At 43.6% G+C, this 12,593-nt stretch carries 9 protein-coding genes and 2 pseudogenes; 6 read left to right on the top strand and 5 right to left on the bottom strand.

From position 1 onward, the window contains the following. Positions 1-121 precede the first annotated feature (121 nt). Positions 122-3,103: a DUF6701 domain-containing protein gene (locus tag R8N49_RS01185; protein ID WP_412034900.1), complete on the top strand. Its 2,982-nt coding sequence runs from the start codon at positions 122-124 to the stop codon at positions 3,101-3,103. 66 nt (positions 3,104-3,169) lie between these two features. Here the strand turns inward: R8N49_RS01185 and R8N49_RS01180 are convergent, their stop codons facing one another. The 4 genes and pseudogenes from R8N49_RS01180 to pcp all read right to left on the bottom strand — a co-directional run bounded on the left by R8N49_RS01180 (position 3,170) and on the right by pcp (position 6,782). Continuing rightward, complete coding sequence (locus R8N49_RS01180) at positions 3,170-4,462, bottom strand: DEAD/DEAH box helicase (RefSeq protein ID WP_025768979.1); 1,293 nt, start codon at positions 4,460-4,462, stop codon at positions 3,170-3,172. A 170-nt stretch (positions 4,463-4,632) separates the two neighbouring features. Further along, positions 4,633-5,619 (bottom strand): GTP-binding protein, encoded by a 987-nt coding sequence (locus R8N49_RS01175; protein WP_318189851.1) that lies wholly within the window; start codon positions 5,617-5,619, stop codon positions 4,633-4,635. 63 nt (positions 5,620-5,682) lie between these two features. Further along, positions 5,683-5,946, bottom strand: a complete 264-nt coding sequence (locus R8N49_RS01170) for a hypothetical protein (RefSeq protein WP_053303741.1) — start codon at positions 5,944-5,946, stop codon at positions 5,683-5,685. 197 nt (positions 5,947-6,143) lie between these two features. Continuing rightward, a pseudogene (gene pcp / locus R8N49_RS01165) lies at positions 6,144-6,782 on the bottom strand (pyroglutamyl-peptidase I). A 289-nt stretch (positions 6,783-7,071) separates the two neighbouring features. On the opposite strand from pcp, the gene R8N49_RS01160 reads away from it, so the two are divergent. The 4 genes and pseudogenes from R8N49_RS01160 to trpB all read left to right on the top strand — a co-directional run bounded on the left by R8N49_RS01160 (position 7,072) and on the right by trpB (position 10,129). Next, a complete protein-coding gene (locus R8N49_RS01160) occupies positions 7,072-7,320 on the top strand; it encodes a hypothetical protein (protein WP_005375646.1) in 249 nt (82 codons plus the stop codon). A 306-nt stretch (positions 7,321-7,626) separates the two neighbouring features. Beyond that, positions 7,627-7,839, top strand: coding sequence for a cold-shock protein (locus R8N49_RS01155; protein WP_005375644.1), 213 nt, complete (start codon positions 7,627-7,629; stop codon positions 7,837-7,839). A gap of 359 nt (positions 7,840-8,198) precedes the next feature. Next, positions 8,199-8,505, top strand: a pseudogene (locus R8N49_RS01150) (S1 RNA-binding domain-containing protein); the annotation flags it as partial. A 400-nt stretch (positions 8,506-8,905) separates the two neighbouring features. Next, on the top strand, positions 8,906-10,129 hold the full coding sequence (gene trpB / locus R8N49_RS01145; RefSeq protein WP_005375643.1) for a tryptophan synthase subunit beta: 1,224 nt from the start codon (positions 8,906-8,908) through the stop codon (positions 10,127-10,129). 131 nt (positions 10,130-10,260) lie between these two features. Here the strand turns inward: trpB and R8N49_RS01140 are convergent, their stop codons facing one another. Further along, positions 10,261-11,718, bottom strand: a complete 1,458-nt coding sequence (locus R8N49_RS01140; protein WP_053303744.1) for a DUF3360 domain-containing protein — start codon at positions 11,716-11,718, stop codon at positions 10,261-10,263. A gap of 418 nt (positions 11,719-12,136) precedes the next feature. Here R8N49_RS01140 and R8N49_RS01135 point away from each other — a divergent pair, with 418 nt between their 5' ends. Beyond that, positions 12,137-12,553: a VF530 family DNA-binding protein gene (locus tag R8N49_RS01135; RefSeq protein WP_005375544.1), complete on the top strand. Its 417-nt coding sequence runs from the start codon at positions 12,137-12,139 to the stop codon at positions 12,551-12,553. Positions 12,554-12,593: the final 40 nt, after the last annotated feature.

The raw sequence follows: 12,593 nt of genomic DNA, 5'->3' as shown, positions 1-12,593 counted from the left end.
TCAATAACTAAGCTGCTTCAAAACAAAAAATTACCGCAGCTATTCCAATTTCAGTGAGCATTTGCTCACGCTCGCTTGATGCCATCTTGTTCCACTCATTAGGACATTTGATGATGCGTCTTTGCAGTATTTTCACTGCGGTTCTTTTTTACCGCTAACCTCACACGCCACCACTTATGACTTAGCAGATATCAAGTCAAACACTAATGTTGCCTTTTGTAAAAACGGAACCATTCATGTAACGGGTTCTACTTACGATTGCACTACAAATATTGTTCTCCCGAAAGGCGATCAAATTATAAATAGTAGTCAAAGCTCATCGTCTTTAACCGCTCATGGTTCCATAACACTCCGTGGGCAGAATGTCATAGGCTCAAAGGAAAGCCCTATAAACATCAAAGCTAAAGGAACTTGGTTAAAAATTAATGGTAATAGCTACGTACTAGGTAATGTCTCTGCTTTAGGTTCTATAAAAATAACTGATAGTGAAATCGAAGGAGATATAGAAACCAATGGTGTTGGTGGAAATGGCCGTTCTGTCGAGTTTTACGGAGAGCACAACGTCCTTAATGGCAACATCATTGCTCAAAGTGACGTGTACATCGAATCTGGTATGTTCTGCGGTGATATCAAATCAAAAGGAACAAAAGTAGAAATTAATCAACTGGAATCGTCGCTTTCTAATACACCAATAGTTGTGGGCAACATTAATGCTCTATCGGGGATAAATCTTAATAATACGACAGTTTTTGGTTCTTTGACATCTCAGGGACATACTGTAGATACAGGTTTTGGCACGACCAAAATATATGCGAATAAGCAAGCTATTTCGGCAATGCATTTTTCAATTAATAACTCCAATACTTCTATTTGTGGTAGTGTGACAGCCACCCTAGAATCAAGTTCAAATTTCAACCACTATTGTGGCATTGATGAACCCAATTGTAGTTACGCAAATCAAACACCAACAACTTGCCCTATTCCTTCTTATATCCCTGAATGTAAAATTACGCCTCCATCAGAGAACGACTTCGACCTCAGCGTCACACCATCGGACGACATGGCACTGATGTGCGGCGACGATCTTCCGCAATTTACAGCAATGACAACCAATAATGGAGAAGTTGTAAGCGCAGAAGTCAGTGCAGCCCTATCACACCCTGACTTGTTCACTTTAGAGGTGATCAAAGGTCAGCAGACATTAAAAGCAAACCAATTTATGTCTGACGACAATGGTGAGCTCGTTGTTCGAGTGGTCCCGAACGATATTGATACCATCGCGTTAGGTACTAACTACACGCTGACTTTCACTATGGCAGAAGACACCAGCAAGCATCAAACGGTTAGCTTTATGTTTACGCCATTTATGTTTGAGGCCTACTCAAAGACGAAAAGCGCCACTTTAAATCAAATACGCGTTATTGCAGGTAAACCAGAAAACGTGCATACGCGATTGCTTGCTTGTGCTTCCACCGGCGAACCTGTAGTCGCAAGCAACTACAATGGTACTCCTAAGGTTTTTCATCCATTGGTTCAACCATTAGGAGGAAGTGAAGGAAACTTTAGCTATTCAGCGGAATTTAAAGACGGCTTGTCTGAACATGGTCTTGTCACGAACGAGTCCGGCATATTTGAAGTGACATTGTCCGATCATTTTGAATGTGAGGGATTTGAAGAGTGCCCTGAAGAAGGCAAAGTGGAAGTGAAAGGGACATTTAATGTGCACTCGCGACCATGGACATTCGCTATCTGTGACAACCAACGTGCTTTGCCTTCTGGCACCTCTGAACAAGGAGATGGGTTTATTGCCGCCGGAGAACTTTTCTCTCTAACAGTGAAGCCGATCATTTGGCAAACTGACGGCTCTGTAAGTGGTTCTGTTGAATCAGCACGTTATTGTGATGCCTCTATCACCCGTAATTTTATGCTTGATGACGCTCCAGCAGCATCGGTTGTCTTGTCGAGTGAGCAACATACGCCATCAGAGACAGCGAACCAAACCTCAAAATTGCTAAAAAGTAGTGACTCACTGGCTCAGGCGCATAATTCAGCCAAGAATGATCAATTCGTCTTTAATGGATTATATTGGGAAGAAGTCGGGAGCTTGAGAGTAAAAGCAAACCTAGAAAGTAAATATCTAGGTATGACTGTGAACGAAAGCTATCGTTACATCGGTCGTTTTTACCCAAAATATTTTCAAGTGCAAGACCAAGAATGGCACTACCCACATGGCCAAACTTTTGCTTACATGAATCAACCTTTTGAGAAAGTCACTTACGATGTTGTCGCACTCAATGCGAATAAGGAAAACGTGAAGAACTACGTCCACTTTTCATCTAACCTTCAACAACATTTCGACTTAGGCGAGCTAAGCTCATACTCCGATCGGTTTTTGCCGCCTAAGCCTAAGAAGGTAGACTGGAAACTACTGGGTAGCGCGAGTGTTGGAACGTTTGTGATCGAGAAGCCCTCGACCAATGCGACTTGTAACAATAGCCCATGTTGGAAAAAGAACACGACAGATAAACAATACCCTGATGGCCCATTTAATAAAGGGACTAACAGTGACAGCAGCCAAATAGGTTTAGTCACGACTAAAGCCGTTGATGAGGTAAACTTCTTCGACGATAGCGAAGTGCTCACAAAACAACCAGACATTCGATTCGGTCGTTTGAACTTTCAAGATGTAGGTGGCAACCAAGGCATGGTGATCAAAGTGCCACTTGATGTGGAAATTTGGCAAAACGGTCGATTTACGACTAACTTCGATGACAGCTCAACAACGGCGAGTGGTGAATATTACTTCAGCACGCCAATTTGGTCTCATGCGCTAGCAAACAACGCCCTGCTTTCTGGCGTTGGAACGATGAGTATTGGCAGAATGACCGATATCGTTGCAAGCCAAATTGACTCAGCACGCGAGCAAATACAATTCCACCTGGATTTAGACGGCTCAGGTAATCGCATCCCTTGGCTGAAATACGATTGGGATAACACGACAAGTGAAGAGGAAAATCCACCTGTTACAGTTACGTTTGGTATTCACCGAGGAAACGATCGCATTATTTATCGTGGTGAGCCAAATATGCTTGGCCTAAATTAACGCGAAACGACAAAACAAAAAAAGCCCCTATATTGAGGGGCTCTTTTCATCTAAAACGGATGTAATTTACTTTGCGCCACGACGCGCTTTCAGGCGCTTCACCATAGCAAGACGACGCTCTGCCGACCCTTGGTCTGTTGCCGACTGGTTCGGGTTATTACGACGACCTTGACGATTCTTAAACGCTGGTTTTGAGTGCAGCTTTTCAATGTAAGATTCACGCTGTTTTGGTTCATAGCCTGCAAGCTCAATACGGCGAATTCGCTGCTGGATTAGATTTTCAACCTGAACAACCGTGAGCTCTTCATCTCGGTTTACAAATGAAACAGCATGGCCTTGTTTACCTGCACGGCCTGTACGACCAATTCGGTGAACGTAATCTTCCGCTAGGAAAGGCATGTCATAGTTCACAACGTGAGGTAAATCTTCAATATCTAGACCTCGAGCAGCGACATCGGTAGCCACCATGACACGTGCTTTACCGGACTTGAACTCTTCTAACGCACGACGACGAGCACTTTGAGCACGGTCACCATGACAAACCACCGCTTTGATACCATCAAGTTTCAGCTCTTTTACAACGTCGTTTGCGGTCTCTTTGTAGTTCACAAATACCAACACTTGTTTCCAGTTCTTACGACCAATCAGCTCCGAAAGCAGTTCCGTTTTTCGCTCTTGATCAACTGGATATAACACGTGAGCAACTGTCTGTGCTGTCGTATTCGCTCGCTCAACTTCAATACGCTTAGGCTTACGCAGGATATCTTTTGCTAACAGATTTAGTTGGCTCGAAGTCGTTGCTGAAAACATCATAATTTGCGGATCAGTATCCACATCTAGCATGATCTTACGTACTGCGTGAATAAAGCCCATGTCCAAGATACGGTCTGCTTCATCAAACACTAAAAACTCTAAGTGTGCGACCGAGACATTACCTTGTTCAATGTGCTCTTCCAATCGACCTGGTGTAGCCACTAGGATATCTACACCGTTTTCTAATGCCGTTACTTGAGAAGACATTTTACGGCCACCGAAAATCGCAGCCACCGACAGGTTCGTGTACTTCGTGTAAGCTTTGATGTTGTCAGCAATTTGTTCAGCAAGCTCACGAGTTGGAGCCAAGATAAGTGCGCGAGCAGTCTTACGAGAAGCGCTACGGTTACTGTCTAGCAGCTGCTGAATCATAGGCAGAGAAAACGCAGCCGTTTTACCAGTACCTGTTTGTGCTGTAGCGAAAATATCATGGCCTTTGCGAGCCATTGGAATCGCCTTCTGTTGAATTGGCGTTAACTTTTCATAACCGCATTCTGCCAGTGCTTTAACCACTTCTGGCGCAAAACCTTGAGATGAAAATGACATTGAGCGTATTCCTTAAACAAACCACTAAAAATAGCTTTAAAAATTTAGCCGTGCACTATACCCGAATTTGAGTGATTTATCTCACTTTTCTCATTGAAATCCTACAAAAGAAAAAACGGTGAGCACAGATATATCAGTGGTTCACCGTTTTCGTTTAACCTTTGCGCAATTTAATGTTTGATGCCAGATAACTGAAGGAGAATTCGCTCAAGCTCATCCCATGGCAACAGCTGAGAATCTATCACTTCTAATCGTGATTCAAAGCCTTCTAAGCTGATTTCATTCACCGACACGACTCGGTTGGCAACATTAAACGCGTAACAACCTTGATCCGTATTGACCACTGCTTTAACACGCTCTGCGGTCAAGTCCGAAAGCATAGAGAAAAGCTTTTCAAAATCAAACTTATACTCTGCCCCAAACAACCACCCACAACTAAAATAACCCTGCCCTTTGTTCTCTTTGCGCACAAAGGCTTCACCAGGCGCCAACTGGAATTGAGGCTCTTGATGAGCGTGGTCATGATGATGTGACTCGATATGGGAAGAAGCGCTGCCGTAAACCCGTTCAATATCCAAGACTTCTATCGGCAACTCACCGTCATGAATAAGCTTACTGAATACTTTTGAAGGGGATTGGTCCGTCACCCAGTCATTAAACACATCAAGGTCGTGGCTGGAACATAGGTCAACCTTACTACCAATAACCACATCTGCACTGTCTAACAGGTCCACGAAGTTTTGGTTAGAAAGATACTTTTCATCACTTAAGTTACGCGGATCAACCAAGGCAATCGTCGCTTTAAGATCAACGTAAGGTTCATACTGCTGTGAGGTAAGCGTCGCGATAACCTGTTTTGGATGACCAAGGCCTGTCGGCTCAATCAATAAACGGTCCGGTTTTTGACGCAATAATGCGGTGATACCTACCGACATCGGCACACCCGCAGTGCAGCACATACAACCACCCGGCACTTCTTTAATCAGCGCTCCTTGGTCGGTCATCAATGCACCGTCGATGCCAATCTCACCAAATTCATTGACCAAAACCGCCCAGTTTTCTTTTTCCGGTTTGTTCTTCAGTAGATTTAAAATCGTGGTCGTTTTACCGACACCCAAAAATCCGGTCAGTATGTTGGTTGGTACTCGATTTGACATGCTTATCTCCGACACGTTAGTGCATTAATGCTCCAGCAAAGTATACGGAGAATGTGACTCGCTTCAACGCTTTTTATCGCACTCATCAAGCTCATTGCGTGATGCGTTGGCACACATTTTTCGAGCTTGTTTGGGTTGACTTATCAACTCTGAACGCTTCATATCGGACAAGTACCTACCGGTATAAATAACGCAAGTAAAAAACGCGATAATAGCGACTACGATGGGAAGAACTCCGAGCGTGTTTTCGAATTTAAGCGCAGCAATAGCCAACGCGAAAACAACGACAGAGATAAGTGCGATTGACTTACTTTTGTTGCTTTTCATAATAACTCGCCTTTCGTAAAGTTAGCCCCTAACACCTCCTGTACTAGAGGAATGCCAGTTTGAACAACATCCAACCTGACTATTCAATGCTACTCCTTTCGCTACTTGTGAAATTTGACAAAGCTAACATTTACTACAACATCAAACGACGAGCTTATTATTATCTTTCAGACACTTACTGGATTTTAAAACACTTACTAGCAAATCGTTCCACCGCTTACCAGGATATCGCTATCATTGGCAATACAAACTTGCGCCACCAGCCTTAGCCCTTCGACTATCATGTCCAAAGACATAGAAGGCTGACTGCCATCTACTGCTTGTTCTGGCAATAATGGGATATGAACAAACCCATGACGAATAGGTTTGTCTTTTAGATAATGTTGGATGCCATAAAAAAGGTGGTTACATACAAATGTTCCGGCACTGTTGGAAATCTGGCTAGGTATCCCCTGCTTTTGCAGCGTTTGAACAACACGCTTTATCGGCAGCGTCGAGAAGTAAGCATCAGGACCATCGGCCACCACGGGTTCATCAATCGGCTGATGACCAGCGTTATCTGGAATACGAAAATCATCGACATTAATTGCGACACGCTCTGGGGTTATCGCGCTACGCCCGGCCGCTTGCCCTACAGTAATCACACAGTCTGGCTGGTGCGCTTCTATTGCTTCAATAACGACTTTCACCGAGTCATATCGAACTACGGGGACTGGGCAAGTAACTATCACACCGCCTTTTATGGCCGCAGCCTCTAATTACTTGACCGCTTCTAAGGCGGGGTTAATGGCGTCACCACCAAAAGGTTCAAAACCGGTAATCAGGACTTTCTTCATAACAGCCTTTAGGAAAAGAGTTTTACAAATTATTGCACTCCCCTTTACCCCATCCAATAGCAAAAGTATTGATGAGATAAACCAGACAACATTATGTGACTCATGTCTAACCAGAGAGTGTTTTCTGCCTCATTGAATCTAGGCAAGTTCCGGACTATCGAGACTAACTTATTGATGATTAGTGGCAGGGCAAGGTTCTCTCATTACATGACGCACGTAGAAGCTTGGTTTCCACGCTTAACTTAGGTAGAGTACGCGACCGCAATGCAATTCGAAGAGATTGAATACAATGAATATTGATAACCATGTAATCGAAACGATTGAAGAGTTAGAGGCATTTCTGCATTTAGTAGAAAGCGGCGCTCTTGGCCTTGAAGGTGTCACTGGCGTTGCGCTAGCCACCTCTAATACCGATGGTCGTCCATTTGTTGCCGTATTAGGAGAAAAGCACCAATTGCTCCTCGGTCGCTGGGTTTCGCAGCACGTATATGACAATGGTAAAGACATCGTTCGTAACGGCCCAACCAGAAAACACTAAGCGCTCGACGCCACCTATAACATCACGCCGTCTTATACACCAAGCGTATGCTTTGAAAGCAATGCGCTTGGTGTACTCAAAAAATAAAAAAGAAAAGGCTAGCCTTTATTAATTTTGTCGGTATACTGCACATCAGCTCTTACGGAAAGAGCTATTAATGTAATTAAAGATCAAAGTTTCTCTCAGTTCCACATCGAATTCCTCGTTTACGTTCCTGCGACAAAATAGTTATCTCTAAAATCATATAGTAGCACTTGATATTAGCTAAAAATTCAATATTTAAAACAATCAAATATAGAGGTATCTATGTCTAATAAATTAACTGGTTCAGTAAAATGGTTCAACGAAACTAAAGGTTTTGGTTTTATTTCTCAAGACAATGGCGGTGATGACGTATTCGTTCACTTCCGTTCTATTGTTTCTGAAGGCTTCAAAACTCTTACTGAAGGCCAAAAAGTATCGTTCGTTGTTGAACAAGGTAACAAAGGTTTACAAGCAGCTGAAGTAACTGCTCTGTAATTCTTTGTGTGGCATCAATGTTGTTGGTGCCACAATCCCCTTCCACTTATTACTGCCCTTACTATTCTCTATCTAAGTTTATATACCCAAATCACTTACCTCTCCCACACCATCATTAATCACTTTCAATAAAGTCACTTTGGTATACATCTTTAGGTAATCACACAACCTACCTTGCAATTCCAGTTTGGAATTAAATTAATCTCATTCATATCTGAATCACTTCGCCTCATGCTTTGCTCATAAAAATAAAGTTTATAAAATAAAAGCGATTGGCGAATATAAGAGAAAAAATGAAATTAAATATATCTGCTCAATCAATAAATTCTAATAACTACGAGCACATAATCCCTAGCTGAGAGGTTGAGTCAGCACTGAAATGTCATTACATGAAGCCATTTATCGGACAACACTTCATAGGGACAGCGTGTGGAGTCACACACTTCGGGGTATTTGTTGAGTTAGAGGAACCGAACCGAAGGTCTCATTCCTTTATCAAGTTTCCAAAATGGTGAGTTCGAATTTGATGCAGTCAAACAAAAAATTTCCAGCCAGAGCGCCACGTTTACTTTAAGAGCTAAAGTGCACGTGTTGGTTAAAGACGCCGATTCGAGACAAAGAAAGATCATGTCCAACTTAAAAGACGCGGAACACGCGGTAGGTTAGCCTGTTTTAGGTTACTTTCTAATCCATTAATCAAAAATAAAAAATAAGCTTTTAATACCGCAATTAACTTGTGACATTTCGCTGACATCGACTCATTCTAAAACCCTAATATCTGACAAAGGAAACGAATCTAATTTTTGTTTCCAGACACCATCGCAGAGTGTATTTCCAGCATTCTGTTTGCCTCGAGAGGTTCTTATGACAGCCTAGGATCTCTCGAGGCTTTTTTGCATCTATTCAAACCACCTGATTCTACATCACAACTATTGTCCCCTACACAAGTTGTACTTTTTAACTAGTGCACTAGATCGCGAACTCTGATTTAAGCAACTGATCACACAACCACTTCTAAATTTTGGGTATAAAAGTATCAATACTTTCGTTAACTAGGATGTAAATAATGAAAAACTCGTTTGATCTCACTATGCCCAACGAAGAAGGATACTTTGGTGAATACGGTGGTAGCTTTGTTCCACCTGAGCTTGAACAAATCATGCATGACATCAACGCAGCTTATGAGGAATGCAGCAAAGATCCTGAATTTAAAGCGGAACTCGCTCGCCTGTATAAGCACTTTGTTGGACGACCTAGCCCAATCTTCCATGCGGAAAACTTGTCTAAAAAATACGGAGCAGACATCTACCTAAAGCGCGAAGACTTAAACCATACAGGCGCACATAAAATTAACCACTGCTTAGGGGAAGCCATTCTCGCTAAAAAGATGGGTAAGAAGAAACTAATTGCAGAAACTGGCGCAGGGCAACACGGTGTTGCGCTTGCTACAGCCGCGGCATTGGTTGGCTTGAAATGCGACATTTACATGGGTGAAGTTGATATCGCCAAAGAACATCCGAATGTCGTCCGCATGAGAATCCTTGGTGCTAATGTCATTCCTGCCACTCATGGGCGCAAAACCCTCAAAGAAGCGGTAGATTCTGCATTCGAAGCTTATCTGAAAGATCCTGATACACAACTTTATGCGATAGGCTCTGTCGTTGGCCCTCACCCATTCCCTAAAATGGTGAGAGATTTCCAATCAATTATCGGTAACGAAGCACGAGTTCAATTCAAAGAAATGACCGGCAAGTTACCCAATAATCTCGTCGCATGCGTTGGAGGTGGTTCTAACGCGATGGGGCTATTTACTGCTTTCTTAGAGGATGAACAAGTCGCCATTCACGGCGTTGAACCTGCGGGCCGCTCTTTGCAAAAGGTTGGCGAGCATGCTGCAACACTCACACTCGGTGAGCCAGGTATCATGCACGGATTTAAGTCTTACATGCTTAAAGATGCGCAAGGCGAACCTCAGGAAGTGTACTCTGTAGCAAGTGGCTTGGATTACCCATCGGTTGGGCCTCAGCATAGTTACTTAAAAGACATTGGCCGTGTCAATTACGGCTCAATCAGTGATGACGAAGCGATTGATGCCTTCTTTGAGCTGTCTCGTGAAGAGGGAATAATCCCTGCTATTGAATCCTCACACGCTGTCGCTTACGCAATTAAACTCGCACAGCAAGGAGAAACCGGCTCGATTTTGATCAACTTATCAGGCCGTGGTGACAAAGACATTGATTTTGTCGTTGAACACTACGGCGCAAAATACGGCATTGAATCACTCATATAGCCTAACTCCGTAGCCTAACCCTACATGCAAAAAGCTACCTGGTACTAGGTAGCTTTTTGTTTTTGTCTACTATTTTAAGAAGCAAGTCCCTTTACTCACTGCTCTCACTATACCTTTAGAGCATAATTCGATTAACCGATAAGAGCTGGAATGCCTGGAAGCTGACCAACAATAGCAAGGGAGCCTGCACATACGATAAACGCAGTGCCAGGAATCAGATATTTATCTTTGCGCGATAGTTCGTTAGCACGCTCATGGTCGCCGATAAGCCCGAGGTTATCCAACAGCATCGTGATTGCCCAACCGAAGACTGGATTAACGAATGCACAGGCAAAAATACAGATACCTGCACTGAGTGAATCTTTATGCTTATGGATCATCTGCATACCCGCTTCAAGGAGTGGTAAGAATACACCCACAATCAAAGCAACGCGCAGAACAGGTTCCCACATTGCTAGATCCATTGGGTAGCCAATTACCGCCGCCGCAATACACATGAAACCCGTCAACAGAGCGCCACCTGGAATAGGACGCTTGGCAATTGCGGCAGGAATCATGTACGTTCCCCAAGAAGAAGCTAGGTTTCCGCCCCCTAAGAGTGAACCAACCCCCTGACGAACAGATGCTCCGACCATCGTGTCGTCGACATCCATGAGTACACCTTTCGCTTCTTTTGGGTAGTTAAGTTCTTGAAACACACGATGGCCGAGATAATCAGGGGACCACATAGCGACTGCCAGTAGAGCAAATGGAGTCACGGCAATAAAGTGCTCTAGGGTTGGCCAGCCTAGCTGCCAGCCTGTATCTTCCCCCCACCAGTAGAATGGACTGAAATTAGGTAGGCCCGGTTCTGTGGTAAAAGCAAACTCAGCGCCCATCAAATAAGCAACAATACCCGCGAGTGCAGAGCACAATGGGATAGCGAGCCAACGTTTATTGATCTTGGCTAAGTAAGCGTAAACCATAACGGTTAGGCCTATGACCACAAACGAAATGTAACCTTGGTCCGTACTTGCAGCCCACGCTTCCGTCTTATTAATTTGCCCGAGCAACCCAACGGCACCAAGGTAGATCAACAACCCTCCTCGAACCCCGATACCAGTAAGAGTCATGAGTTTAGAGCCACCTTTGGTTAAGGCGAGAATTAACCCAAAAACACACACCATCAAACCTAGCGCGAGAGGGTGCCCTCCTGCAGCTGCAATCATAGGAATCAGCGGTATCATTGGTCCATGGGTTCCCGCTAAGTTTGCATTCGGGTTTAGGATGGCAGAAAACAGGATGACGAACAGGGCTCCAGCGATAAGTAATTCGTAACGCACGTTTTCTGCAATGAATTCCGGAGATAAACCAAACTGAGCAGCAAAAGCGGAAACCATGGCAGTGACCATAACCACTTTACCAATGGTTGCTGCTAATGCCGGTACCCAGTCTTCGATTTCAATACTGTAATCACGTGAAGGCAAATGAATTCCCCAGCGACGGAAACTCATGACGGTTAAATCATGATTTAGAAAGTCTTCTCGGCTTTCAAATTCATGCGGTTTTTTGCGCACATCCCTGTAAAAAGTCTTACTTTTGTCAGACATTGAGTCATCCTTTTATGTTTCAACGTTGAACTACGTCAACTAGAGTTTCGCTTGGTAGACAGGCCTTCGACCAATACGAGACAACACCCACATCAAACTTCTAGGCCATACTAAGAAAGCGGCATGAACCAATTTTGATTTTGAGCTTATTAAGCATGTGTTGCTATGGGTAGGAATATTAGACATTAGTAAAAGAACAACAAAAATCTCACTTATTACACAATAATTTAACATCGAGCTGGGACGCTTGAACTTTTAAGAGTCATTTTTGAGCAGAGAGCCAAGTAGAGCGGCCAATTCCGATTTATACTTTCAAGGTAGAGAGCACTGTGCTCGCATCCATCGCAAAGTAACTATAGATATCTCTACATTGTATACTTTGTTAAACTCCGCCCTTTAATGAGTAAGGCCCTTAAAAATGATGACTGACGAAGAGAGAATCGAGCTGCAACAGAACAATCCACTGCACGGATTAAAGCTAGAGACTATGTTGCAAGAGTTAGTGGATTTTTACGGCTGGGACATTCTAGATACAGCAATGCGTTTTAATTGCTTTAACACTAAGCCTTCGATTGCAAGTAGCGTGAAGTATTTAAAGAAAACCGAATGGGCGAGAGAAAAATTAGAAAACTTTTACCTTTATCGCTTTAAGCGCATGCCACGCGCGAGCGAAGAAGAATACAACTTACCACCAAGAGCTCGTACCTTCCCTCATGGCCTTGAACCTAAAGAGCCAATGCCGCTAACCGTTGACTCTATTCTTAAGTCACAAGCCAAAGCAGCGTCTGCATTTAAAAAGCGTTCACCTCGCGGACGCCCTGCTCGTCGCCAATAACACTATCTTGAAAAGCAATAGAGCCCTACTGGTAGCTCCA

The sequence above is a fragment of the Vibrio sp. 1978 genome, from assembly GCF_033344345.1.
The sequence above is the reverse complement of the archived record's forward strand: the minus strand, read 5'-3'. Positions and strand labels throughout refer to the sequence as shown.